General features: G+C 71.6%; 20 protein-coding genes. 14 read left to right on the plus strand and 6 right to left on the minus strand.

What is annotated here, in order from left to right:
* Positions 1 to 81: 81 nt before the first annotated feature.
* The 10 genes from ACFY9E_RS10230 (at position 82) to ACFY9E_RS10275 (ending at position 10,057) form a co-directional block, all read left to right on the plus strand.
* A complete protein-coding gene (locus ACFY9E_RS10230) occupies positions 82 to 1,503 on the plus strand; it encodes an extracellular solute-binding protein (RefSeq protein WP_390981261.1) in 1,422 nt (473 codons plus the stop codon).
* Positions 1,504 to 1,506: 3 nt separating this feature from the next.
* Complete coding sequence (locus ACFY9E_RS10235; protein WP_390981263.1) at positions 1,507 to 2,391, plus strand: ABC transporter permease subunit; 885 nt, start codon at positions 1,507 to 1,509, stop codon at positions 2,389 to 2,391.
* Positions 2,388 to 3,212 carry an ABC transporter permease subunit gene (locus tag ACFY9E_RS10240; RefSeq protein WP_390981265.1) on the plus strand — a complete coding sequence of 275 codons (825 nt, stop codon included), beginning with the start codon at positions 2,388 to 2,390 and terminating at the stop codon, positions 3,210 to 3,212. Before ACFY9E_RS10235 ends, ACFY9E_RS10240 begins: the two co-directional genes overlap by 4 nt.
* A complete protein-coding gene (locus ACFY9E_RS10245) occupies positions 3,209 to 4,297 on the plus strand; it encodes an ATP-binding cassette domain-containing protein (RefSeq protein ID WP_390981267.1) in 1,089 nt (362 codons plus the stop codon). The genes ACFY9E_RS10240 and ACFY9E_RS10245 overlap by 4 nt, the downstream gene beginning before the upstream one ends.
* Positions 4,294 to 5,106, plus strand: a complete 813-nt coding sequence (locus ACFY9E_RS10250) for a DeoR family transcriptional regulator (protein ID WP_390981269.1) — start codon at positions 4,294 to 4,296, stop codon at positions 5,104 to 5,106. Before ACFY9E_RS10245 ends, ACFY9E_RS10250 begins: the two co-directional genes overlap by 4 nt.
* Positions 5,107 to 5,217: 111 nt before the next feature.
* Complete coding sequence (locus ACFY9E_RS10255) at positions 5,218 to 6,297, plus strand: ATP-binding cassette domain-containing protein (protein ID WP_390981271.1); 1,080 nt, start codon at positions 5,218 to 5,220, stop codon at positions 6,295 to 6,297.
* Positions 6,294 to 7,325 carry an NAD(P)-dependent oxidoreductase gene (locus ACFY9E_RS10260; protein ID WP_390981273.1) on the plus strand — a complete coding sequence of 344 codons (1,032 nt, stop codon included), beginning with the start codon at positions 6,294 to 6,296 and terminating at the stop codon, positions 7,323 to 7,325. Before ACFY9E_RS10255 ends, ACFY9E_RS10260 begins: the two co-directional genes overlap by 4 nt.
* Positions 7,326 to 7,344: 19 nt before the next feature.
* Positions 7,345 to 8,769, plus strand: coding sequence for an FGGY family carbohydrate kinase (locus ACFY9E_RS10265; RefSeq protein ID WP_390981275.1), 1,425 nt, complete (start codon positions 7,345 to 7,347; stop codon positions 8,767 to 8,769).
* A gap of 26 nt (positions 8,770 to 8,795) precedes the next feature.
* The gene (locus ACFY9E_RS10270; protein ID WP_390981277.1) at positions 8,796 to 9,830 is read left to right on the plus strand and encodes a glycerophosphodiester phosphodiesterase family protein; all 1,035 of its coding nucleotides are present in this window, start codon (positions 8,796 to 8,798) and stop codon (positions 9,828 to 9,830) included.
* The gene (locus ACFY9E_RS10275; protein ID WP_390981279.1) at positions 9,830 to 10,057 is read left to right on the plus strand and encodes a hypothetical protein; all 228 of its coding nucleotides are present in this window, start codon (positions 9,830 to 9,832) and stop codon (positions 10,055 to 10,057) included. Before ACFY9E_RS10270 ends, ACFY9E_RS10275 begins: the two co-directional genes overlap by 1 nt.
* Before the next feature lie 3 nt (positions 10,058 to 10,060).
* Here the strand turns inward: ACFY9E_RS10275 and ACFY9E_RS10280 are convergent, their stop codons facing one another.
* Entirely contained in the window at positions 10,061 to 10,699 is a 639-nt protein-coding gene (locus tag ACFY9E_RS10280; RefSeq protein ID WP_390981281.1) for a DsbA family protein, read from the minus strand.
* Positions 10,700 to 10,836: 137 nt separating this feature from the next.
* Between ACFY9E_RS10280 and pepN the strand changes: the two genes are divergently transcribed.
* Together pepN and ACFY9E_RS10290 are read left to right on the plus strand one after the other, a co-directional pair.
* Positions 10,837 to 13,416: an aminopeptidase N gene (gene pepN / locus ACFY9E_RS10285; RefSeq protein ID WP_390981283.1), complete on the plus strand. Its 2,580-nt coding sequence runs from the start codon at positions 10,837 to 10,839 to the stop codon at positions 13,414 to 13,416.
* 196 nt (positions 13,417 to 13,612) lie between these two features.
* On the plus strand, positions 13,613 to 14,653 hold the full coding sequence (locus tag ACFY9E_RS10290) for a hypothetical protein (RefSeq protein WP_390981285.1): 1,041 nt from the start codon (positions 13,613 to 13,615) through the stop codon (positions 14,651 to 14,653).
* A gap of 95 nt (positions 14,654 to 14,748) precedes the next feature.
* On the opposite strand, the gene ACFY9E_RS10295 is transcribed toward ACFY9E_RS10290, so the two are convergent.
* Together ACFY9E_RS10295 and ACFY9E_RS10300 are read right to left on the minus strand one after the other, a co-directional pair.
* Positions 14,749 to 16,509, minus strand: a complete 1,761-nt coding sequence (locus ACFY9E_RS10295) for a TIGR03767 family metallophosphoesterase (protein ID WP_390981286.1) — start codon at positions 16,507 to 16,509, stop codon at positions 14,749 to 14,751.
* 231 nt (positions 16,510 to 16,740) lie between these two features.
* Positions 16,741 to 17,199 carry an NUDIX domain-containing protein gene (locus ACFY9E_RS10300; protein ID WP_390981288.1) on the minus strand — a complete coding sequence of 153 codons (459 nt, stop codon included), beginning with the start codon at positions 17,197 to 17,199 and terminating at the stop codon, positions 16,741 to 16,743.
* Positions 17,200 to 17,423: 224 nt separating this feature from the next.
* Here ACFY9E_RS10300 and ACFY9E_RS10305 point away from each other — a divergent pair, with 224 nt between their 5' ends.
* A complete protein-coding gene (locus ACFY9E_RS10305) occupies positions 17,424 to 20,732 on the plus strand; it encodes a S8 family serine peptidase (protein ID WP_390981290.1) in 3,309 nt (1,102 codons plus the stop codon).
* A 70-nt stretch (positions 20,733 to 20,802) separates the two neighbouring features.
* On the opposite strand, the gene ACFY9E_RS10310 is transcribed toward ACFY9E_RS10305, so the two are convergent.
* Together ACFY9E_RS10310 and ACFY9E_RS10315 are read right to left on the minus strand one after the other, a co-directional pair.
* On the minus strand, positions 20,803 to 21,921 hold the full coding sequence (locus tag ACFY9E_RS10310) for a hypothetical protein (protein WP_390981292.1): 1,119 nt from the start codon (positions 21,919 to 21,921) through the stop codon (positions 20,803 to 20,805).
* A gap of 1 nt (position 21,922) precedes the next feature.
* On the minus strand, positions 21,923 to 22,477 hold the full coding sequence (locus ACFY9E_RS10315; protein ID WP_390982047.1) for a sigma-70 family RNA polymerase sigma factor: 555 nt from the start codon (positions 22,475 to 22,477) through the stop codon (positions 21,923 to 21,925).
* A 348-nt stretch (positions 22,478 to 22,825) separates the two neighbouring features.
* On the opposite strand from ACFY9E_RS10315, the gene ACFY9E_RS10320 reads away from it, so the two are divergent.
* Positions 22,826 to 23,842, plus strand: coding sequence for an aspartate-semialdehyde dehydrogenase (locus ACFY9E_RS10320; RefSeq protein ID WP_390981294.1), 1,017 nt, complete (start codon positions 22,826 to 22,828; stop codon positions 23,840 to 23,842).
* On the opposite strand, the gene ACFY9E_RS10325 is transcribed toward ACFY9E_RS10320, so the two are convergent.
* Entirely contained in the window at positions 23,803 to 24,336 is a 534-nt protein-coding gene (locus tag ACFY9E_RS10325) for a DUF1203 domain-containing protein (protein ID WP_390982050.1), read from the minus strand. The two genes, ACFY9E_RS10320 and ACFY9E_RS10325, sit on opposite strands and share 40 nt — an antisense overlap.
* Positions 24,337 to 24,340: the final 4 nt, after the last annotated feature.

A 24,340-nucleotide genomic window follows, 5' to 3' on the forward strand; every position in this document is an offset into this window, starting at 1 on the left:
ATTGACGCCCAACTTCAGCCGTTCCACCCTCTGTTAACGAGTCGACTCGACGTGTTAGCCAGGCTCCACGCGGAGGTACGGATGGACACGCACGTGCACGACCGCCGGCGCTTCCTCGCCCTCGCCGCCGGAGCGGCGGCGGCCCCGCTGCTCACGGCCTGCGGCGCCGGTTTCGGCGGGAACGACGACAAGAGCGACGGGTCCGCGGCGGACGACGTCACCGGTTCCTTCGACTGGAAGCGGGAGAAGGGCACCACCGTCAAGGCCCTGCTCAACAAGCACCCGTACACGGACGCCCTCATCGCCGACCTGAAGTCGTTCACCGCGAAGACCGGCATCGAGGTCGAGTACGACGTCTTCCCCGAGGACAACTACTTCGACAAGCTCACCGTGGACCTGTCCAGCGGGCGCGCCTCCTACGACGTCTTCATGCTCGGCGCGTACATGGTGTGGCAGTACGGGCCGCCGGGCTGGCTGGAGGACCTCGGTCCCTGGATGCGCAACTCCTCGGCCACGGGAGCCGAATGGGACCAGGCGGACTTCTTCCCGAACCTGCTCCAGGCCGACCAGTGGTCGCTGAAGGCGGGTGCGCCGCTGGGCCGGGGCGGGCAGTACGCGCTGCCGTGGGGCTGGGAGACGAACGTCGTCGCCTACAACACCGAGGTGTTCCGGAAACTCGGCCTGAAGCCCGCCGACTCCTTCGACGAGCTGACCGAACTCGCCGCCACCATCAAACGGAAGGCACCGGGCGCCGGTTTCGACGGGATGTACGGGATCGCCGTACGCGGGTCCAGGAGCTGGGCGACGATCCACCCGGGCTTCATGACGATGTACGCCCGCAACGGGCTGAAGGACTTCACGGTCGACGGCGGGAAGCTCACCCCCGCCATGAACAGCCCCGAGGCCGTGGCCTTCACCGAGGACTGGGCGCGGATGGTGAAGCAGGGCGGGCCGCCGTCCTGGACGTCGTACACCTGGTACCAGTGCTCCAGCGACCTCGGAGCGAAGAAGGCCGGGATGCTCTTCGACGCCGACACCGCCGCCTACTTCCAGGCGGTGAAGGGCGCGAGCCCCGCCTCCGGGAAGATCGCCTTCCACCCCGGGCCGAAGGGGCCGGACGGCTCGCTCGCCACCAACATGTGGATCTGGTCGCTCGGCATGAACGCCAAGAGCAAGAAGAAGAGCGCGAGCTGGCTGTTCCTGCAGTGGGCGACGGGCAAGGAGCATCTGCGCAGGAGCGCGATCACCCACAACCACATCGACCCGGTGCGCAGGTCGGTCGCCGACGACGCCGCCTACAAGGACAAGATGCGGCACCTGCCGGGCTTCCTGGAGACCTTCGAGACGGTCGTCGACCAGACGAAGATCCAGTTCACCCCGCAGGCCCAGTTCTTCGACGCGACGACCAGCTGGGCGGCGGCCCTCCAGGAGATCTACGGCGGCCAGGGCGCGAAGTCCGTACTGGACGGGCTGGCGGACGACCTCGCCGGCAAGGTGGGCTAGCCGATGGGGTGGCGGCTCACCCTGCGCCCGTACGTCCTGATCGTCCCCGCGCTGCTGCTGACCTGCGGGATCCTCTATCCCTTCGGGCTCGGGCTGTACTACACGCTGTTCGACTTCTCGGCGAGCAAACCGCAGCCGGACATGGTGCGGTTCGAGAACTACAGAGCCGTCTTCACGCAGGAGGCGTTCTGGAACTCGGCGTGGGTGACGGTGCTGTACGCCGTCGGGGCGGCGCTCGCGGAGACCGTGCTCGGCGTGGCCGTCGCGCTGCTGCTGCACCGCTCGACGCTGATCGGCCGGGTCCTGGAGAAGATCCTCATCCTGCCGCTGATGATCGCCCCGGTGATCGCGGCGATCATCTGGAAGCTGATGCTCCAGCCGTCGGTCGGGGTGGTCAACCACCTGCTCAGGCCCTTCGGTCTGGGCGGGGTGCAGTGGACCGACACCCCGACGGGCGCGCTGCTGTCGTCGATCGCCGTGGACGTGTGGGTCTACACCCCGTTCGTGGCGATCCTCGCCCTCGCCGGTCTGCGGTCGCTGCCCACCTCCCCGTTCGAGGCGGCGGCCGTGGACGGCGCGGGGTGGTGGTACACCTTCCGCCGGCTGACCCTGCCGATGCTGTGGCCGTACGTCCTGGTCGCGGTGATCTTCCGGTTCATGGACTCGCTGAAGGTGTTCGACATCATCTACGCCCTGACCGAGGGCGGGCCGGGCGACTCGACGGTCGTCCTGCAGATCCGGGCGTACCTGGAGGCCATCCGCTTCCAGCGCTACTCCTTCGGGATCTCCTACACGATCGTGCTGTGGGCCGTGGTGTACCTGGCCGCGATGGTGCTGGTGAAGCACCTGGGGAAGATCCAGCGGAAGGCCGCGGAGGTCACCACATGAGGAAACGCGCCCTGGGATGGCTCGGCGACGCCGCCCTCGTCCTCTACTTCGTCTTCGCGCTGTTCCCGATCGCCTGGATGGTGATCCTGTCGCTCAAGCCGGCGGACCAGCTCTTCTCCACCTACTTCTCCTTCTCCCCGACCCTGGACGGTTACCGGACGGTCCTGGGCGACAGCGAGGGCATCCCGTTCGTGCGGTTCTTCGTCAACAGCCTGGTGGTGTCGGTGGGGGCGGTGGTGCTGTCGCTGGTGGTGGGGCTGCCGGCCGCGTACGCCTCGGCGCGGTGGCGGTTCAAGGGGTCGGAGAACCTGATGTTCACCCTGCTGTCGTTCCGCTTCGCACCCGAACTCACCGTGATCATCCCGCTGTTCGTGCTGTACCAGAAGCTCGGCCTGTTCGACACATACGTCGGCATGGTGTGGGTGCTGCAACTGGTGACGCTGCCGCTGATCGTGTGGATCATGCGGTCCTACTTCGCCGACCTCACCCCCGAGTTGGAGCAGGCCGCCCTGCTGGACGGCTACACCCGCAAGCAGGCGTTCTTCAAGGTGGCGCTACCGCTGGTCAAGCCGGGCATCGCGGCCGTGTCGCTGCTGGCGTTCATCTTCGCCTGGAACAACTTCGTCTTCCCGCTGATCCTCACCTCCAACGAGGCCCAGACGGTGACCGTGGGCGCGCTGTCCTTCCTCGGCGGGGACCGGCCCAAGTACAACCTGACGGCCGCCGCCGCGCTGGTGTCCGTCGTGCCGCCGCTGCTGCTGGCGCTGACGATCCAGCGGTATCTGGTGCGGGGCCTGTCGTTCGGGGCGGTGAAGTCTTGATCCGGCTCAGCGGGATACGGAAGGCGTACGGCAGGACCGTCGCGCTCGACGGACTCGACCTGGAGGTGCGGGAGGGCGAGTTCTTCTGCCTGCTGGGACCGTCGGGGGCCGGCAAGACGACCACGCTCAAGACCGTCGCCGGGCTCGAACAGCCCGACGGGGGCACGGTCGTGCTCGACGGCGAGGACATGCGGGGCGTCGAGCCCTACGACCGGGGCGTGGCGATGTGCTTCGAGAGCTACGCCCTCTACCCGCACCGCTCGGCCTACGACAACCTGGCCTCGCCCCTGCGCTCGCCCCGGTACCGGCTGCCCGCCGCCGAGGCCCGGCAGCGGATCGGCGCGATCGCCGAACTGCTGGGCATCTCGGGACTGTTGGACCGGCCGGTGGGCCGGCTGTCCAACGGGCAGCGGCAGCGGGTCGCCCTCGGCCGGGTGCTGGTCCGCCCGGCCCGGGCCTTCCTGCTCGACGAGCCGCTCTCCCACCTCGACGCCAAACTGCGCCAGCAGATGCGGGCCGAACTGAAGGCGATCGGGGCCGTGCAGCGCACCACCACCCTCTACGTCACCCACGACTCGGTCGAGGCGCTCGCCCTCGGCGACCGGATCGGGGTCGTCCGGGAGGGCCGGATGGTGCAGACGGGCACCCGGGAGGAGATCTGGTACCAGCCGTGGGACACCGAGGTCGCGCGGGCCTTCGGCCGGCCACGGATCAATCTGCTGCCGGGGGTGGTGACGGAGAGCGGGGTGCGGTCGGACGGCGGGGTCGAGCTGCCGGTCCGCGCGCGGGCCGCGCCCGGCACGGACGTCCTGGTCGGTCTCCGGCCCCGGGACCTCGCCCTGCACGGCGAGGGCCACGAACTGACCGGGACCGTGTACGTCACCGAGGTGCTCGGCCGGTCCGTCGAGGTCACCGTCCGGCTCGGGACCGGGGAGCGGCGGGTGTCGCTGGTGGCCCCCCGGGCGGACGCGGCGCGCCTTCGTCCGGACGATCCGGTACGGCTCGTGGTGCGGCCTGAGAACCTGCTGCTGTTCGAGGCCGACCGGCCGGAGCGACCGGGACGACGGATAGAGACGCAGTCATGAGCAGCAACAGCAGTGGTGGACAGCAGGGGCCCGCGGCACGGCAGGCCGCCATGGCCGAGCAGGTGCTGGCCGACGGCTCGGCGACGGCGGCGGAGCTCGCCGAGCGGTTCGGGGTGAGCCTGATGACCATCCACCGGGACCTCGACGAGCTCGAACGGCAGGGCATCGTGAGGAAGTTCCGGGGCGGGGTGACCGCACAGCCGTCGGGGGTCTTCGAGTCGAACGTGCAGTACCGGCTGAAGAGCATGCGGGCCGAGAAGGCCGCCGTCGCCGAGCACGCGGTGCGGATGGTGGAGCCCGGGATGGCGATCCTGCTGGACGACTCCACGTCCACCCTGGAGATAGCGAGACGGCTGCGCACGGCCGAGGTCACACCGCTGACGGTCGTCACCAACTTCCTGGAGGCGATCAACCTCCTGTCCGACCAGCGGGGCATCCACCTGATGGCGCTGGGCGGCGACTACGACCCGCTGCACTCCTCGTTCCTGGGGGTGTCGTGCGTGGAGGCGGTCGAGCAGCTCCGGGTGGACGTGTGCTTCGCGTCGACGTCGGCCGTGCACGGGGGGTACGCGTACCACCAGGAGCAGCACATCGTGTCCGTGAAGCGGGCGATGCTCGACGCGGCGGCACGCAATGTCCTGTTGATCGACCACACCAAGCTCGGCCGGGTCGCCCTGCACCGGGTCGTACCGCTGTCCCGCTTCGACGCGGTCCTCGTGGACGACGGGGCGTCACCGGAGGCACTGCGGGATCTGGCCGAGCACAAGGTCCGTTACGAGGTCTGCGCGATGCCCGTGGGTGAGCCGTAGGGGCGTGCCGAGGGCGGGAGCGCGCGGGGCCCGAAGGGACGAGCACGGTCCCGGCCTCGGCACCGGCCGAAGGCGCCCTGGAGGCGAACGAGCCAAGAAGAGGGGACGGCCATGACGGGACTGGAGCTACGTGAGCTGAGGAAGACCTACCGGTCCCGGGGGCGGCCTTCGGTGGAGGCCGTGCGCGGGATCGACCTGAACCTCCGGTCCGGGGAACTGCTCGGGCTCCTCGGTCCCTCCGGGTGCGGCAAATCGACGACCCTGCGGATGATCGCCGGGCTGGAGTCCGTCACCGGCGGGGACATCCTGGTCGGTGGGGCGTCGGTCGTCGAACGGCCCGCACAGCAGCGCAACATCGGCGTGGCGTTCGAGAACTACGCGCTGTATCCGCCGCTGTCGGTCGCGGAGAACCTGGCGTTCGGCCTGAAGGCCCGCAAGAGGGCCGACCGCCGGGACGTCGGCCGCAAGGTGAAGGAGATCGCCGAGCGGGTCGGTCTGACCGGTCTCCTCGACGCCCGCCCGGCCGGCCTGTCCAGCGGCCAGAAGCAGCGCGTGTCGCTGGCCCGGGCCCTGATCCGCGAGCCCGACGTGCTGCTCCTCGACGAACCCCTCTCGCACCTGGACGCGGCCCAGCGCGACACCACCCGCCGCGAACTGAAGCGCATCCAGAAGGACTTGGGCCACACCACGATCCTGGTCACCCACGACCAGGAGGAGGCCCTCTCCCTCGCCGACCGGATCGCCGTGATGAAGGACGGCGTCATCCAGCAGCTCGGCACCCCGTACGAGATCTACGACAGCCCGGCCAACGTGTTCGTCGCGGACTTCGTGGGCGAACCGGCGATCACCCTGCTGCCCGGCATCGCCGACGGCGACGGGCGGGCCCGTCTCTCCGACGCGGTGCGGCTCGCGCTGCCCGTGCCGGTGGAACGGGGCCGTGAGGTGGTGGTCGGCATCCGCCCCGAGGACGTCCGGCTCACCGCCGGGGACGGTCTGCCCGCCCGGGTCGTCGCCCACGAACCGCTCCTGGAGTCGGGCCTGGCGACGCTCGCCCTGGACGGGGTCGAACGGCATCTGGTCGTCCTCACCGACCCCGAGGTGCGGCTCGCCCACGACGAACGGGTCCGGGTCTCCGCCGACCCCGAGCACACCCATGTCTTCGACGCCGAGACAGGAGATGCCCTGCGATGACTGACGGAAACAGCGTGCGTGTCGTGGCCGCCGGTGACCACTTCGTCCTGCCGTCGCTGATCACACGCGCGGTGGCGCACGAGGTGGAGCGGGCGGACGTCAGGGAACTGGAACTCGGGTGGCCGCTGGAGCCGTTCGGGCCGGTCGCCGAGGTGCAGGAGGCCAGTGACGCCGAGGACGCGATGATCGAGGCGCTGGCCGGGGCGGAGGTCCTGGTCACGCAGATGGGCCCGGTGACGGAGAAGGTCCTCGCCGCCTGCCCGGATCTGAGACTGGTCGTGGTCTGCCGGGGCGGGCCGGTCAACGTCAACCTGGAGGCGGCCGAGCGGCGCGACGTGCGGGTGTGTTTCGCGCCGGGCCGCAACGCCGCCGCCACCGCCGAGTTCACCGTCGGCCTGATGCTGGCCGCCCTGCGCCGCATCCCCCAGGCCCACGATCCGCTCGCCCGGCAGGGCAGCTGGGAGGGAGCGACGTACTACACGTACGAGCGCAGCGGACTGGAGCTGGAAGACCTGCCCGTCGGGCTGGTCGGGTACGGGGCCGTCGGCAGCCGGGTCGCGCGGGTGCTCGGCGCGTTCGGGGCGCGGGTGATGGTCTACGACCCGTACGTGAACGGCGAGATCCACGGCCTGCGCGTGACCTCCCTCGACGACCTCCTGCGCCGCTCGCAGGTGATCACTCTGCACGCCCGGCTCACGCCCGAGACCCGGGGGCTGATCGGCGCCCGGGAGCTGGGGCTGCTGCCGCCCGGCGCGGTGGTGGTGAACGTGGCCCGGGGCCCGCTGCTGGACGAGGGCGCGCTGTGCGACGCGCTGGAGAGCGGCCGGGTGTCGGCGGCGGCGCTCGACACCTACGAACGGGAGCCGCTGCCGGCGGACTCCCGGCTGCTGGGGCTCGCCGACCGCGTGGTGCTCACCCCGCACCTGGGCGGGGCCTCGCGCGCGGTGGCGGAGAAGGCGGCGCGGATCGCCGCCGAAGAGGTGGGCCGCTGGGTGCGCGGTGAGCCGCTCGCGCACTGTCTGACCTGAGGACCCGGAGGAGAGCCGCATGTACGTCGGTATCGATGTGGGCACGTCCATGGTCAAGGCGGCGGCCTTCGACGCCACGGGCCGTGAACTCGCCGTGGCCTCCCGCCCGGTGGACCTCTCCCTGCACGGCGGGGTCGTCGAGCAGGACATGGAGGAGGTGTACGGGGCGGTCGTCGCGGTGCTCGGCGAGGTCACCGAGCGGGTCCCCGGGCCGGTCGAGCTGGCCGGCCTCACGGGGCAGGGCGACGGGGTGTGGCTGGTCGACGCGCAGGGGCGGCCGGTGCGGGCGGCGGCCTCCTGGATGGACGGGCGGGCGCACGAACTGGTCGACCGGTGGCTGGCCGACGGCACGTTCGAGACGGTGTTCCGGCGGACGGGCAGCGCGATGTTCCCGGGCTGCCCGGGCCCGCTGCTGGCCTGGCTGGACCGTCACGAACCGAAGGCGCTCGACACTGCGAAGGCCGCCCTGTACTGCAAGGACGTGGTGTTTCAGCGGCTGACGGGAGCCGGTCCGACGACCGATGTGTCGGACGCGTCGATGCCGTTCCTCGACCCGCGGACCCGGGCCTACGACGACGGGGTCGTCGAGCTGCTCGGGCTGGCGCACCGCCGGGGCCTGCTCGCCCCGGTCAGCGACCCGGTGGCCACGGCCGGGGCGCGGGGCGAGGGCCTGCCGTCCGGGACCCGGATCGCGAACGGCCCCTACGACCTGCCGGCCTGTGCGCTGGGGGCCGGGGTGACGTCCCCGGGGGACGGTCTGCTGATCGTCGGCACCTGTCTGGCCAGTCTGGTCGCCACGACCGAGCTCGACCTGACCGGGGAACCGGCGGGCCTGTACATCTCCACCGACCGGCCGGGGCACTGGCTGCGCGCCATGCCCGCCATGGTCGGCACGGCGGCGCTGGACTGGGTGCTGTCGACGACGGGGGTGCGGCACGACGAGGTGGACGGCCTGCTGGCCGCGACGCCTCCGGGCGCGAACGGTGTCGGCGTGCTGCCGTACTTCGCGCCCTCCGGTGAACGCGCTCCCTTCGTCGAGCCGCGACTGCGTGCCGAACTCACCGGTGTCTCCCTGGAGTCGACCCGCGGTGATCTGGTCCGTGCCACCTGTGAGGGCATCGGGTACGCCGCCCGGCACTGCCTGGAGGCGGCGGGCCTCACCGGGAACCTGGCCGTCTGCGGGGGCGGCACGCGCAGCTCCGCCTGGATGCGGCTGCTGGCCGATGTGCTGGGCCGGCCGCTGCGGGTCGTCGAGGGCGAGGTGGGGGCGCGGGGCGCGGTCCTGGCGGCGGCCGAGCGCCACGGGGTGCCGCTGGACACGGCGGCGTGGACGAGACCGACGGCGGTCGTCGAGCCGGACCCGGGCCGGACCGCGTTCTACACGAGGGGTTACGAGGAGCACCTGGACCGGCTGGCGCAGGCCCGGACCCGGGCCCGTCAGTGAACCCGCCTTCGACGAAGGGGAATTGCATGCAGCTCGGACGGAGATCCCTCCTGCTCGCGGCGGCCGCGGGAACCGCCACGGCCGCCACGGCCCACCCGGCGGCGGCCGGAGCCCCCAAGGGCGGCCCGCTCGTCATCGGGCACCGTGGCGCGGCCGGCTGGCGCCCGGAGCACACGGCGGCCTCCTACACGTACGCCGTGCAGACCGGCGCCGACTGGATCGAGCCGGATCTGGTGCCGACGAAGGACCACGTGCTGGTGGTCCGGCACGAGAACGAGATCTCCCAGACGACGGACGTGGCCCGCAGGCCGGAGTTCGCGGACCGCCGCACGACGAAGACGGTCGACGGGCGGCCGGTCACCGGCTGGTTCACGGAGGACTTCACACTCGCCGAGCTGAAGACGCTGCGGGCGGTGGAGCGGCTGCCCGCGGTCCGCAACCGCAACACCGTCTTCGACGGCCGTGAGGAGATCATGACCTTCCAGGAGGTCGTGGACCTGGCGCGGCGGCTGTCGCGGACGTACGGCCGGACGGTCGCCGTCTTCCCGGAGACCAAGCATCCGACGTACTTCCGGTCGATCGGCCTGCCGCTGGAGCCGGGACTCGCGGCCGCGATCCGCCGCAACCGGCTCGGCCGGCGCGAGTGCGTCGTGCAGTCCTTCGAGCCGACGAGCCTGAAGCGCATGACGGATCTGGGCGTGCCGCTGTGGCAGGCGCTGGGGACGGCGGGCGGGCCGTACGACCTGCCGTCGACGACCTACCGGGACATGATGACGCCGGCGGGTCTGGCGGAGATCGCGCAGTACGCGGACTGGATCGGGCCGGACAAGTCCTCGGCCGCCGGCACGAGCCTCGTGGCGGACGCGCATGCGGCGGGGCTGCGGATCGGGCCGTACACCTTCCGTGCGGAGAACCAGTTCCTGCCGGCGCGGTTCCGGCGCGGGAGCGGAGCGAACGATTTCGGGGACGCGTTCGCGGAATACGCGCTGTACTACCGCATGGGAGTCGATGCGGTCGTAACCGACTTCCCGGACTTGGCGGTGATCGCGAGGAGGAGCTGATGACGGTGAGCCGGGCGTGCCGGACCTGCGGCACGATGCAGGACTTCCGGATGTTCAACGCCGCCGAGCGGGCGGCCGTCCGGGCGGAGAAGGGGGCCGGGCACTTCGTGGACGACTACTGGCGCTGTACCGCCGCCGGCTGCCGGTGGTACCAGCGCTATCTCAACCGCGCCGAGGACGGGCTGCTCCCGGAGGAGCTCAGGATCCAGCCCGCCCCCGCCGGGTGAGGCCTACAGGTTGGAGAAGTCCGGGCCCTTGGTGCGGGTGCGCTTGATCTCGTAGAAGCCGGGGACCGAGGCCACGGCGAGGGTGCCGTCCCAGAGGCGGCCGGCCTCCTCGCCCTGCGGGGCAGGGGTGACGACCGGGCCGAAGAAGGCGATCTGCTCGCCGTCGGAGCCGGGCACGGCGATGACCGGGGTGCCGACGTCCTGGCCGACCTTGTCGATGCCCTCCTTGTGGGAGGCGCGCAGCTGAGGCTCGTACGGGGTGGAGTCCCAGTGCTCCAGGAGGGAGTCGGGCAGGCCCACGTCCTTCAGGGCGGCGGCGACCGTCTCCTTGCCGGGGCCCTCGCCCCGGTTGTGGATGCGGGTGCCGAGCGCGGTGTAGAAGTCGCCGAGGACCTCGGGACCCTTCTCCTGCTGTGCGGCTATGACGACCCGGACGGGGCCCCACGCCTTGGTCTCCAGCAGCTCGCGGTACTCCTCGGGCAGCTCGTCCAGCTTGTCCTCGTTGAGGACGGCGAGGCTCATGACATGCCAGCGCACCTCGATGTCCCTGACCTTCTCCACCTCCAGCACCCAGCGGGAGGTCATCCAGGCCCAGGGGCACAGCGGGTCGAACCAGAAGTCGACGGGGGTCTTGTCCGACATGTCTCTCCTCAGGAGGAAACCGTTTCTCCGGCAACGCCGGTACGCGCTCCCGTCATTCCCGGCTGCCCCGTGTCAGGTGCACGTGGCAGGATCGGTCCTGTTCAGCCGTGCCCCACGACATCTGAGGAGTGCCGCCCGTGCCCGGTGAGAATCTGTCCCGCGACGAAGCCCGGGAGCGGGCCGCCCTGCTGAGCGTCGACGGGTACGAGGTGTCCCTCGACCTGCGGTCCGCGGTCGGTGAGGACCCGGGGGACGGGCCCCGCACCTTCCGCTCCGTCACGACGATCCGCTTCCGCTGCAACGAGCCCGGGGCGAGCAGCTTCGCCGATCTGATCGCGCCGAGTGTGACGGCCGTCTCACTCAACGGCCGCGATCTGGACCCCGGCGAGGTCTTCGACGGTTCCCGGATCGCGCTGGAGGACCTGGCCGCGGACAACGAGCTGGTGGTCGACGCCCAGTGCGCCTACTCCCGCACCGGCGAGGGCCTGCACCGCTTCGTCGACCCGGAGGACGGCGAGGTCTACCTGTACACCCAGTACGAGCCGGCCGACTCCCGCCGGGTCTTCGCCAACTTCGAGCAGCCCGACCTGAAGGCCCCCTACCGCTTCGAGGTGCGGGCCCCCGAGGGCTGGACCGTGTGGAGCAACGGGGCCGGTGAGCAGGCCGACGGGGTGTGGCGGTTCGCCGAGACCAAGCCCATCTCGACGTACATCACCTGCGTGGTGGCCGGTCCGTACCACTACGTGACGGACTCCTACACGCGCGCCTTCGCCGACGGCACGACGCTGGAGATCCCGCTCGGCGCCCTGTGCCGCAAGGGCCTCGCGCCCTACTTCGACTCCGACGACGTGTTCCTCGTCACCAAGCAGGGCCTGGACTTCTTCCACGACCACTTCGACTTCCCGTACCCGTTCGGGAAGTACGACCAGGCGTTCGTGCCCGAGTACAACCTGGGCGCGATGGAGAACCCGGGCCTGGTGACGTTCCGCGAGGAGTTCATCTTCCGCGGGAAGGTGACGCAGGCGTCCTACGAGGGCCGGGCCAACGTCATCCTGCACGAGATGGCGCACATGTGGTTCGGCGACCTGGTCACCATGGAGTGGTGGGACGACCTGTGGCTGAAGGAGTCGTTCGCGGACTTCATGGGCGCGTTCTCCCTGGTCGGCGCGACCCGCTTCGCCAACGGCTGGATCACCTTCGCCAACCGCCGCAAGGCCTGGGCCTACCGCGCCGACCAGCTGCCCTCCACGCACCCGGTCACGGCGGACATCCGCGACCTGCAGGACGCCAAGCTGAACTTCGACGGCATCACGTACGCCAAGGGCGCCTCGGTGCTGAAGCAGCTCGTGGCGTACGTCGGCGAGGAGGCGTTCCTGGAGGGCGCCCGGCGCTACTTCAAGCGCCACGCGTACGGCAACACCCGCCTGGGCGACCTGCTGTCGGTGCTGGAGGAGACCAGCGGCCGGGACATGAGCGCCTGGTCGCGGTCCTGGCTCCAGACGGCCGGGGTGAACTCGCTCACGCCGCAGGTGCTGCTCGGCGCGGACGGCCGCGTCGAGGAGCTGGCGGTGGTGCAGGAGGCGGCGGAGTCGCACCCGGAGCTGCGCCCGCACCGGGTGGCGGTGGGCCTGTACCGGGTGACGGAGGCCGGGGCGCTGGAGCGGTACGCGCGCGTGGAGACCGACGTCGACGGCGCGCGGACGGTCGTGGCCGAACTGGCCGGGGCCGACGCCCCGGACCTGGTCCTGGTCAACGACGACGACCTGACGTACTGCAAGATCCGCTTCGACGAGACCTCGCTGGCGGCCCTGCGCGAGCACCTGGGCGCGGTCACCGACCCGCTGGCCCGTGCCCTGTGCTGGTCGGCGCTGTGGAACATGACGCGCGACGCGCTGCTCCCGGCACGGGAGTTCGTGAACCTGGTGCTGCGGTTCGGCGGGCGCGAGTCCGAGATCGGCGTCGTGCAGATGCTGCACGCCTGGGCCGAGTCGGCGGTCACCCACTACACGGCGCCCGCCCGGCGCGAGACGAGCGCCCGGCTGCTCGCCGAGGGTGCGCGGCGCGAGCTGTACGCGGCCGGGGCGGGCAGCGAGCACCAGCTGGCCTGGGCGCGCTTCTTCGCCCGGACGGCCACCACCGAGGCCGACTTCGAGCTGCTGCGGGACCTGCTCGCGGGCACCGCGACGGTCGAGGGTCTCGACCTGGACCAGGAGCTGCGCTGGGTGTTCCTGGAGCCGCTGGCCGCGCACGGTGCCGTGGACGAGAAGGTGCTGGCCGAGGAGCTGAGCCGGGACGACACGGCCTCGGGCAAGCGCCACCAGGTGCGCTGTCTGGCCGCCCGCCCGTCCGCGGCGGTCAAGGCGCAGGCGTGGGCGCAGGTCGTGGAGTCGGACGCGCTGTCCAACGCCATGGTCGAGGCGACCATCGCGGGCTTCTCGCAGGACTCGCAGCGGGAGCTGATCGCGCCGTACGCCGAGAAGTACTTCGCGGCGATCGAGCGGGTGTGGGCCGAGCGGTCGATCCAGATCGGCATGCACGTGGTGCAGGGCCTGTTCCCGTCCCTCCAGCAGTCCCGGGAGACACTGGACGCCACGGACGCCTGGCTGGCCGCCCACGAGGAGGCGGCCCCGGCGCTGCGCCGGCTGGTGCTGGAGTCCCGTGACGATCTGGCACGGGCGTTGCGTGGACAGGCGTGCGACGAGGCCGCTGACCAGTAGCTTTGGCCTGAGATCCGGGCGTTCCGTCTTCGTTACGAGATGAGTGCCCCGTAAGCCGTAACCCCTGGCCCGCACCCGAACGGACCAGGGGCTTTCGGCATCCGAACATGCGTCCTTTAGTGCTGGGTTGTCCATTTTTGTCGACGGCCCTGTAACAGCGGTTCAAGAGCGGCCGGAACGCGGGAAATTGCGGGTCATGACCCACAACACCCCGCTCTCCCCCCGCCCTCTGCACGACCTGTCCGGCGGCGGGCTCCCCCGTGTGATGACCACGGCCCAGCTCCGCTCGCACGGCGTCTCCACGGCCGAGACGAACGAGCAGTGCCGCGCGGGCGGCCCCTGGCAGCAGTTCCTCCCCGGCGTCGTCCTGCTCCACCCGGGCCCGCCGACCAGCGAGGAGCGGCTGCACGCGGTGCTGATGTACGCGGCGCGGGAGCGCGGCACCGGGGTGCCGGCCCAGCCGGGCGCGAGCCGGCCGCACGGCCCCGCCTACCCCGAGGTGATGATCACGGGCCTGGCCGCGCTGACGCTGCACGGCTTCTCCTCCACTCCCCCGCTGCCGTCCCTGGACACCATCGACATCCTGGTCCCGCGGCTGCGGCGGCTGCGCTCGACGGGCTGCGCGCGCATCGTCCGCACGCCCGTCCTGCCCGCCCCCGAGCAGGTCACCGGGGTGCCGGTGGCGCCGGTCGCCCGCGCGCTGGCCGACGCGGTGGCCGAACTGGCGGACGCCGGCGTCGTCCGCCGCCTGCTGACGGAGGCGGTGCGCGGCGCGCACTGCGACCCGGCGGCGGTGGTCCGCGAACTCAACCAGGCACGGCTGCTGAGCCGCCCGCACGTGGTGGACGCGGTGGACTCCCTGCTCGCCGAGGGACGGGCGCGGGCGGAGGACCGCCTGTACCGCATGGTCCGCGAGTACGGCCTGCCCGACCCGGTCTGGAACGTCGATCTGCGCCTGCCCGGCGGCCCCTACCTCGGCGGCCTCGACGCGTACTGGCCCGACCAGGCGGTGGCGGTGGAACTCGACACCCGGGCGCCCCGGCAGGACGACGACGCCCTGTGGTCCGAGTACGCCCGCAAGCGCGAGCACCTGGAGCGGCTCGGCATCACGGTCGTCCACATCACGCCGCGCAAGCTCCGCGACTCCCCGGACCAGCAGGCGACGGTGATCCGCACGGCCCTGATGGCCTCGGCCGACCGCGAACCGGCCGCGTTTGTCGTGGTGCTGCCCCGGTAGTGACGGACCAGGAGGCAGGACCAGGAAGCGGGAGGAGGGGCCACCGGGACGCACCGGCGGCCCCTCCTCGCGGCGTGCAGTCACTCCTGCGGGTTTCAGCCCTTCTTGAGCACCAGTTCGGTGTTGCGGTCGTCGGGATCGCCCGCGAGGGTCGTGCTCGCGCCGGGGGCGTTGAGGGACAGCTCGCGGTAGAGGGCCGCGAGGCCGGTCTGGGAGAGGTCGGAGAAGTCCGTGCGGTGCGGGGCCGAGGACTCCACCAGCGTGGTGAACAGGGAGATCGTGCCGTCCTTGTTGTCGGTCAGCTCGATGATCCGGGCCAGCTGCGGGAAGTCGACGTGGGAGGCGGTGGAGATCTCCCAGAAGGAACGGCCGTCGGGCGCGGAGTGCGGGGTGATGACGTTCTTGTGGATGTGGCCGTTCACCCAGGCGAGCACCCCGGGGTGGCTGCCGAGCAGGGCGAGGACCTCCTGGCCGTTGTGGCGGCGCTCGTCGGGCCTGGCCGGATCACGGCGGAGGTTCGTCATCGTCTTGCTGGTGTGATGGCTGAAGATCACCGCGTAGGAGTCCTTGTTGTCCCGCAGCGTCCTGTCGAGCCATCTCATCTGGGCCGTGCCGATGGACCCCTCGTAGTGGCCGCCGGAGTCGGTGGTGTCCAGGCTGATGCCGATGACGTCGTCGGAGATACGGAAGGCGTAGTACTGCGTGCCCGCGTCCAGGTTGGCGGAGGAGTAGCCGTGGCCGGCCGGGCCGACACCGCGGTGGGCGGGGTCCAGGTGCGCCCTGAGGTACTCGGCCGGCGTGAAGGGCGCACGCCGCTCGTCGGGGGTGACCGAACGCATCGAGCGGGCGTGGGACGTGAGGAAGTCGTGGTAGCGGACGCCCTCGGGGTCCCGGGCCTTCTTGATCTGCGCCTGGAGCCGCTGCGCCTCGGCCGCGCTCACGTTCATCAGCTTCTTGCCGCCGACGGCGAGTTCGGTGAGGTACGAGTCGCCGTGCGAGGCGTAGCAGCCCATGGGCAGGGAGTCGTGGTTGCCGACCGTGGAGTACCAGGGCAGGTTGAGGCCGGGGCTGCGCACCTCGCGGATGGCGGCCTTCAGGAAGCCGTCGAGGTGCGGGAAGCCGGCCTGCTTGTCGGAGTCGCGGACCGCTGCGTCCGGCTGCCAGTACTGCTTGAGGCCGCTGTTCTGGACACCCTCGTAGCGGCGCGGGTCGCCGGTGTTGGGCGTGATGCGCCCGCCGCTCATGATCTTCATGAACCACTCCAGCTCGGACTTGGCGTTGTTGTCCGTGTTGTCGCCGGTGGTCATGGCGAAGTGCAGCGGGGCGCCGGTGACGGGGGCGCCGCGCAGGGCGTTGATCCGCTCCACGAGCGCGATCGCGCCCTGCACGGTCAGCGCCTCGTGCGGCCGCCAGGCGTGGATGTCGGCCGCACGCAGGTACTCCAGGCGCAGCGGGTGCTGGGCGTCGATGATGTGCAGGTCGGTGAGCTGTACGAAGGCGGCGAGCGCGGTACGGCGGCCCGCCCGGCCGGACTTGGGCGCGGCCAGCTCGGAGCGGACGACCCGCTTCCAGCCGGGTCCGTCGCCCAGGCGCCGGTAGCCGGAGCTGCCGCGCGGGGCGGCGACGGACGCCACGGTGGTGCCCTTGGTGTACGGGGCCGGCGGCGCGGCGGGTGCCCGGCGCGAGGAGGCCGCCACGGCGGCGTCGGTGCTCTCCTTGACCGTGGCGGCCTGGCTGTCGCTGGGCCGCAGGGCGTAGCCGACGCCCCCGGAGAGGGCGACCGCGCCGGTGGCGGCGAGGACGGAACGACGGTGGATGCCCTGGCCGGAGCCGGCGACTGAGCGTGTGCGCGACATGCGCTTCTCTCCCCGAGTGCGAACGCGTCGGCAGTGGTCGCGGGGCGTCCGTGACCCGAACACCCCGCTCGTACTGGATCGTTGGCAGCGGGAATGACCTGCGCGTAAACGCGGCGGCAACGCGCAGCGCCGATCACCGAACGTGGATCTTGGACTACCCTGCGCGTCGTCGCCTGCTCCGGGACCGGCCCGGAGCCGGTCACGCGGCGTTCATCTTCCGGGGTACCGCACCTACTCCGGGGTCCTGGCCAGCCGTCCGGTGACCGGGCGCTCGCGCCACATGCGCAGGGCGATGTCGACCAACGGCACCCGGACGAGACCGGGCACGGCGTCCAGGTCCTGCCAGGTGGCGAGGTCGGTGGAGCCGTTCACCTCGTTGCGCAGTTCGCCGCCGGTGATCCGGCCCTCGTAGACGAACCGGACGCCGTGATGGTCGACCGGGGGCCGCAAGCCCTCGCGGAAGACGCGGTGGGAGGAGTCCACGCCGAGCAGCCCGGTCACCTCGATGTGGTACCCGGTCTCCTCCTCCACCTCCCGCACGACGGTGTCGTAGGGATCCTCGCCGTGCTCCATGCCGCCGCCCGGCAGGACCCACTCGGGGGTGCCGTCCCGGGCGGGCGAGCGGGCGAGCAGGATCTGTCCGTCCCGGACGCATATGGCGTAGGCCGCCACCCTCAACTTCTGTCGCACTTGGGGACGTTAACCGATTTCTTCGCCACCTTCAGGACTGATGCTCACAAAACGCATCGCGGGTTTTCCCCATGGATCCATTTCGTTTCGGTCAACCCTCCCCAAAGAACTCCCCCTTGCGTAAGGCTGTGCGATCGTCCGGGCTTGCCGTTCGGACCGTTGGCGACCTGGACCGATCGGCCCCGGTCGCTTCCCGCTCGTTCCTTTACCTACAAGGGATGCCGATGACCCCTCCCACCCCGCGCGATCAGATATCGGGCCCGAGACGCGTGGTCCGCATCGCCGTGGCCGCCGGCCTCGTCGCCGCGCTCTCCGCGGCCGGGCCGATCCCCCTGGCCTTCTCCGCCGACGGTCCCGGCACGGACGCCCCGGCCGACTCCGGCGTCAAGTCCGCGCACGCCAAGCTCGGTTCGGACGACGCGGACCTGCTCGCGGAGGCCAAGGCCGACGGCGACAAGACCGTCACGATGATGATCGCCACCGCGCCCGGGAAGACCGAGCAGGTCGCCGGGCAGCTGGACGCGGTCAAGGGCGGCTCGGTGGGCCGGGCCGACGACAAGCTGGGCTACGTCCGCGCCACCGTCCCGACGGCCAAGGCGGACTCGGCGATCGCCGCCGCCGCCAAGCTCTCCTCCGTGCACGGCATCGACCTGCGCGAGGAGATCCCGCTGGACGACCCGACGCCGAGCGCGGACACCGCCAAGGGCGCCAAGACGGCGGGCGCGTACCCGGCCCCGGGCAAGCGGACCCCCGCGGAGAACCCGTACAACCCGTCCTTCGAGACGGGCGCGGTCGACTTCGTCGAGGACCACCCGAAGGCGGACGGCCGCGGCGTCACCATCGGCATCCTCGACTCCGGCGTGGACCTCGGCCACCCGGCGCTGCAGAAGACGACGACCGGTGAGCGGAAGATCGTCGACTGGGTGACGGCGACCGACCCGATCGTCGACAACGACAACACCTGGCGCCCGATGGTCACGGCCGTGTCCGGCCCGGCCTTCACCTACCAGGGCCAGTCGTACAAGGCGCCGGCGGGCTCGTACGCCGTCAGCCTCTTCAAGGAGTCGTACACCACCGGCGGCGACGCCAAGGGCGACGCCAACCGCGACGGCGACACCACCGACGCCTGGGGCGTGCTGTACGACGCGGCGTCCGGCACGGTCCGGGTCGACCTGAACAACAACAACGACTTCGCCGACGACGCCCCGATGAAGCCGTACAAGGACGGCCACCAGATCGGCTGGTTCGGCACCGACGACCCGAAGACCGACATCTCCGAGCGGCAGCCGTTCGTCGTGGAGATCCGCAAGGACGTCCCGATGGACCCGCTGGGCGGCTCCTGGGTCGGCAAGAAGTCCGACTTCGTCAACATCGGGGTCGTCGAGTCCGAGCACGGCACGCACGTCGCCGGCATCACCGCCGCCAACGGCCTGTTCGGCGGAAAGATGGACGGCGCGGCGCCGGGCGCCAAGCTGGTCTCCTCCCGGGCCTGCACCTGGTCGGGCGGCTGCACCAACGTCGCGCTCACCGAGGGCATGATCGACCTCGTCACCAAGCGCGGCGTCGACATCGTCAACATGTCCATCGGCGGCCTGCCGGCGCTGAACGACGGCAACAACGCGCGCGCCGAGCTGTACACGCGCCTCATCGACACCTACGGCGTCCAGCTGGTGATCTCCGCGGGCAACTCCGGCCCCGGCGCCAACACCATCGGCGACCCGGCCCTGGCCGACAAGGTCATCTCGGTCGGCGCGTCCGTCTCCAAGGAGACCTGGGCCGCCAACTACGGCTCGTTCGTGGAGAAGAAGTACGCGATGATGCCGTTCTCCTCGCGCGGCCCGCGTGAGGACGGCGGATTCACGCCGACCCTGGTCGCCCCGGGTGCGGCGATCAACACCATCCAGACCTGGATGCCGGGCGCGCCGGTCGCCGAGGCGGGCTACTCCCTGCCGGCCGGCTACGGCATGCTCCAGGGCACCTCGATGGCCTCCCCGCAGGCCGCGGGCGCCTCGGCGCTGCTGATCTCGGCCGCCAAGCAGAAGAAGATCGACCTCACGCCGGCGACCCTGCGCACGGCCCTCACCTCGACCGCCGACCACATCAAGGGTGTGCAGGCGTACGAGGAGGGCGCGGGCCTCATGAACATCGAGGACGCCTGGGACGCCATCCGCGACGACGCCACCGCGCACTCCTACACGGTCAAGGCGCCGGTCGACACCGCGATGGACCAGTTCCTCAAGACCCCGGGCTTCGGCACGGGCCTCTACGACCGTGAGGGCGGCCTGAAGGCCGGCCAGAAGAAGACGTACGAGATCACCCTCACCCGTACGTCCGGCGCCGACAAGGCGATCCGCCACGAGCTGCACTTCGAGAACAACGCGGGCGGCACCTTCCGGATCGTCGGCTCCGACGAGGTGAAGCTGCCGCTGAACCAGCCGGTGACCGTCAAGGTCCAGGCCGCGCCGAAGTCCGCGGGTCTCAAGAGCGCGATCCTGGAGGTCGACGACCCGAAGACCGAGGGCATCGACCGGCAGGTCCTGTCCACGGTGGTCGTCTCGGCGCCGCTGAAGTACACCTTCTCAGCGTCGGACTCGGTGCAGCGCAACAGCTCGCAGCACTACTTCGTCACCGTCCCCGAGGGCGCGAAGACCCTCGAGGTCGCGATGAGCGGGCTGAAGGACAAGAGCCAGACCCGGTTCATCTCCATCCACCCCTACGGCGTCGCGTCCGACCCGACGTCGACGATCAACTGCTACCCGAACTACTCGAACCCGGCCAACACCTGCCGCCCGGACCTGCGTTCGTACGCCGACCCGCAGGCCGGCGTCTGGGAGATCGAGGTCGAGTCGCGCCGTACGTCGCCGCTGCTCGACAACCCGTACAAGCTGGACGTCGCCGTGCTCGGCGCTGTCTTCGCCCCGGAGACCGTGACCGTGCCCGAGGCGAAGGTCGGCACCCCGGCCGCCGCCTCCTGGAAGGTGACGAACAACTTCGCCGCGCTGGACGGCAAGCTGGTGGGCGGCCCGCTGGGCTCGGCCAAGGCGACCCGCCCCTCGATCAAGCAGGGCGAGACGCAGACCACGACGGTCGAGGTGCCCGCGGGCGCGAAGTCGCTGGACGTCGCCATCGGCGGCGTCTCGGACAACGCCGCGGACCTGGACCTCGCCGTGTACGACGCGTCGGGCACGCAGGTCGGCAGCTCGGCCGACGGAGACTCGGAGGAGTCGGTCTCGCTGCCGTCCCCGGCCGCCGGGAAGTACACGATCGAGGTCGTCGGCTACTCGGTGCCGGCCGGCACCACGGCCTACGACTACCGGGACGTGTTCTTCTCCCCGTCCCTCGGCATGGTCAGCGTCGACGGGTCGGCTCCGGTGAAGCTCGGCACGGGCGGCTCGGCCACGGTCTCGGGCAGCGTCACCGCCGCGGCGGCCGCCCCCGAGGGGCGCGAGTTCTTCGGTCAGGTCCAGCTGGTCAACGCGCGCGGCACGGTCGCGGGTGTGGGCAGCGTGAAGATCGAGAAGGTTCTGCCGTAACGGTTCACGGCGACTGAGTGAGGGCGGGCGTCCGCGGTGCGGGCGCCCGCCCTTCGTCGTGCGGGTGGGACTACGGGCAGGGCAGGGTGCGTGACTCGGGCAGGCCGGCGGTGATCCACGCCCGGTCGCGGGTGATCTCCTTCTCCCCCGTCGCCCACAGGTCCGGCTCGGCCTGTCCCTGCGGGATCCCGACCAGGACGTGGTCGCCCGCGCGCAGCCGGGGCTCGGCGTCGCTGTCCAAGGGGAAGGAGACCCGGTCTCGCCCCTTGGCGGGCTTGTAGTACCGGTCCACGTCGAGGGTGACGCGGTCCTGGCCGGTACCGGGGACGGTCTCGACCTCGGCGACCGTGCCCTCGACCACGAGCCGGGCGCAGGCGAGGTACCCGGCGTGACTGACCTTGGCCTCCGCACCGGCCTGCGGCCGGCCGGCACTGTCGGCGGCGGCCGACCCGGAGTCCTGGTCGCCCCCGGCTCCATCGCTCTGGACCACGAGCCAGCCCATCCCGATCACGACGGTGGCCCCGGCAGCGGCGACGAGTCCCTTCAGCGCCACGGTGAGCGGTTTCGGCCGGGCGCGACGCCGCGAGGGCAACGACGTGACCGTCGCCCCGCGCGCGCCCGGCCGGGGCCCGTGCCCCCCGTCCCCCACGCCCGGCGCGGCACCCTGGTCACCACCGCCCGCACCCGGCGCGGCGCCGACGCCGCCCCTCGCGTCCGACTCGGCCCCCGCCCCGTCTCCGGCCGCTGCGGGCACCCCGCCGGTCCCGGACCCGGCCGACACCGCCGGCACCGGCGACGTGCCGTCCGCCTCCCCGGCCCCGCGCTCCGCGGACGCCCCCCTCGGTGGCGAGCCGCCGCCGGCCCCCGGGCCGGCCGTGTCCGCGGCAGGCGGGGCGTCGTCGACCGGTCCCGCTGTCGCCGCTCGCGCAGCCGGGTCCCCGGCCTCCGCCCCGGCTTCCTCCGTCTCACCGGTCCGCGCCAGCACGTCCCCGAGCAGCCCCAGCTGGCGCCGCAGCAGTGCCACGTCCGCCGCGGCCGCGTCATGGGCGGCCCGGTAGGCCGCGTCCCCGCGGGCCTCCTCCGGCACGGGGTCCCCGACGAGCACGGCCATCAGCGCGTCCATGCCGTCGTACTCACCGCCGCCGTCACGCTCTCCTCGGCGCCGGTCGTCATCGTTCCGGGCGGTCACGTCACACCACCTCGTCCTCGTGCAGGCGGGCGCGCAACGCCCGTACCGCGGTGTGCAGCCGGCTCTTGACCGTGCCCTCCGGGACGCCGAGCTGTTCGGCGATGGAGCGGACCGGCAGGTCGGCGTAGAAGCGCAGGACGACGACCTGCCGCTGGGCGGCGGGCAGCTCGTCCAGGCCCTGGGCGACGGCGACGGACAGCACACTGCTGTCCTCGCCGGAGGGATGCGCCGGCTGGCGCAGGGCGGCCAGCCGCTCCCCGAGCCGTTCCTGGCGGCGTTTGGCCCGGTGCCAGTCCATCGCCAGGTTGGAGGCGACGACCGCCGCCCACGCCGAGACGTCCCGCGGTGCCTCCCGGCCGCTCGCGGCCCGCTCCAGCAACCGCAGGCGGACCTGCTGCACCCCGTCCGGCAGGTCCGCCTGCGGTACTCCGCCGAGTGCCAGCACCGCCCGCACCCGACGCTCCTGCGCCGCGTCCAGCGGATCCGCCCCGCTCTGCGGATCGTCGCCGGTCGCGGCATGCGCCTCCCGGCCGCGCCGTGCCCTTCCGCGCAACAGCACAAGCCACCCCCCTCACCGTGTTTCTCCTACGACGCCGGCACGGCCCGGAACGTTCGGCCGTCGTCACGGCGAGTTCCGCGGGGACGGCAGAGGCGTACATCACACTTCCGTGTGGCCGAGACCGGCATGGGCAGGCGAGCTTGCGGCGCACGACCCCCGCCGGACGAATTCCTCCAGCTCAGCGGGGTCGACACCGCAGGTCCGCAACCATGAAACGGGACGAGCCGTCCCACTCTCCGGGCAGACCGGGGAAAGAAGTGGACAGGCGGGCCATGGTCGGCCGCATGATGGAAAAGCCTCGGCCAAGCAACGAGCACGTGAAGAGACGCAGGAGAGGGAGTCACCGTGAGGGTCGGAATCGTCGGAGCCACCGGACAGGTGGGCACGGTCATGCGCAGGATCCTCACGGAGCGGAACTTCCCGGTCACGGAGCTGCGCCTGTTCGCCTCGGCCCGTTCCGCGGGCACACAGCTGGACGGCGTGACGGTGGAGGACGCGGCGACCGCCGACTACACCGGCCTGGACATCGTGCTGTTCTCCGCGGGCGGTGCCACGTCCAAGGCGCTGGCCGAGAAGGTCGCCTCCCAGGGCGCCGTGGTGATCGACAACTCCTCCGCGTGGCGCAAGCACCCCGAGGTGCCGCTGGTCGTCTCCGAGGTCAACCCGCACGCGATCGCGAACCGCCCCAAGGGCATCATCGCGAACCCGAACTGCACGACCATGGCCGCCATGCCCGTCCTGCGTCCGCTGCACGACGAGGCGGGCCTCGAGGCCCTGGTCGTCGCCACGTACCAGGCGGTCTCCGGCTCCGGCCTCGCGGGCGTCGCCGAGCTGCACGGCCAGACGCAGAAGGTCGTCGCCGACGCCGAGAAGCTCACGCACGACGGTGAGGCGGTCGACTTCCCCGAGCCGGGCGTCTACAAGCGCCCCATCGCCTTCAACGTGCTGCCCTTCGCGGGCAACCTGGTCGAGGACGGGCTGAACGAGACGGACGAGGAGCAGAAGCTCCGCAACGAGTCCCGCAAGATCCTGGAGATCCCCGAGCTGAAGGTCTCCGGCACCTGCGTGCGCGTTCCGGTCTTCTCCGGCCACTCCCTCCAGGTCAACGCCCGCTTCGCCCGCCCGATCTCCCCGGAGCGCGCGACGGAGCTCCTCAAGGACGCCCCGGGCGTCGAGCTCTCCGACATCCCCACCCCCCTCCAGGCCGCCGGCAAGGACCCGTCCTACGTCGGCCGCATCCGCCGCGACGAGACGGCGGACAACGGCCTGGCCTTCTTCGTCTCCAACGACAACCTCCGCAAGGGCGCGGCCCTGAACGCGGTTCAGATCGCGGAGCTGGTGGCGGCGGAGCTGAAGGGCTGACCCCTTTCCCCCGCGCAGTCCCTGCGCACCTCGTAGAGGAAACAGCCGTACTCGACGGCCCGGACGTGGACCAGTGCCACGGCCGGGTCGTCGAACGCTTCCCGGAGGGCCTGCCGAAACGCGCCGGGTTCCCGGACCAGCCGTCCGCCCAGGATGTGGCCCTCGGCCGAGTAGCGGCGGAGCGTGCGGTGGGAGCCGGTGAAGGGGAGGGCCCCACCGGCCGGGCCCGCGCACTCCTCGGCGTGGACGAAGACCGGGCCCTGTTCGTCGTAGGCGCCCGGGGCGGCGCCGGTTTCGGCGGCCCAGCGGCGCAGGGGGGCGTACGAGACCAGCACGACGCGTTCACCGGGCTCGCTGTGGCGCAGGCAGCAGCGGAGGGGTGAGCCGCCCTCGGTGTCGGTGATGGGGACCGCGGGCCGGCCCGCGTCGTCCGTCGCGCGCAGCTCCTTCAAGGCCCTGGGGTCGATGGGGCGCGCGGTGTACGTGGTCGTCATCATG

Origin of the sequence: Streptomyces sp. NPDC012466, from assembly GCF_042955215.1 — a bacterium.
Lineage (GTDB): Bacteria > Actinomycetota > Actinomycetes > Streptomycetales > Streptomycetaceae > Streptomyces.

Coding starts and splice junctions, on each gene's coding strand:
- ACFY9E_RS10230 (WP_390981261.1), top strand. CDS start 82: ATGGACACGCACGTGCACGACCGCCGGCGCTTCCTCGCCCTCGCCGCC.
- ACFY9E_RS10235 (WP_390981263.1), top strand. CDS start 1,507: ATGGGGTGGCGGCTCACCCTGCGCCCGTACGTCCTGATCGTCCCCGCG.
- ACFY9E_RS10240 (WP_390981265.1), top strand. CDS start 2,388: ATGAGGAAACGCGCCCTGGGATGGCTCGGCGACGCCGCCCTCGTCCTC.
- ACFY9E_RS10250 (WP_390981269.1), top strand. CDS start 4,294: ATGAGCAGCAACAGCAGTGGTGGACAGCAGGGGCCCGCGGCACGGCAG.
- ACFY9E_RS10255 (WP_390981271.1), top strand. CDS start 5,218: ATGACGGGACTGGAGCTACGTGAGCTGAGGAAGACCTACCGGTCCCGG.
- ACFY9E_RS10260 (WP_390981273.1), top strand. CDS start 6,294: ATGACTGACGGAAACAGCGTGCGTGTCGTGGCCGCCGGTGACCACTTC.
- ACFY9E_RS10265 (WP_390981275.1), top strand. CDS start 7,345: ATGTACGTCGGTATCGATGTGGGCACGTCCATGGTCAAGGCGGCGGCC.
- ACFY9E_RS10270 (WP_390981277.1), top strand. CDS start 8,796: ATGCAGCTCGGACGGAGATCCCTCCTGCTCGCGGCGGCCGCGGGAACC.
- ACFY9E_RS10275 (WP_390981279.1), top strand. CDS start 9,830: ATGACGGTGAGCCGGGCGTGCCGGACCTGCGGCACGATGCAGGACTTC.
- ACFY9E_RS10280 (WP_390981281.1), bottom strand. CDS start 10,699: ATGTCGGACAAGACCCCCGTCGACTTCTGGTTCGACCCGCTGTGCCCC.
- ACFY9E_RS10290 (WP_390981285.1), top strand. CDS start 13,613: ATGACCCACAACACCCCGCTCTCCCCCCGCCCTCTGCACGACCTGTCC.
- ACFY9E_RS10295 (WP_390981286.1), bottom strand. CDS start 16,509: ATGTCGCGCACACGCTCAGTCGCCGGCTCCGGCCAGGGCATCCACCGT.
- ACFY9E_RS10305 (WP_390981290.1), top strand. CDS start 17,424: ATGACCCCTCCCACCCCGCGCGATCAGATATCGGGCCCGAGACGCGTG.
- ACFY9E_RS10325 (WP_390982050.1), bottom strand. CDS start 24,336: ATGACGACCACGTACACCGCGCGCCCCATCGACCCCAGGGCCTTGAAG.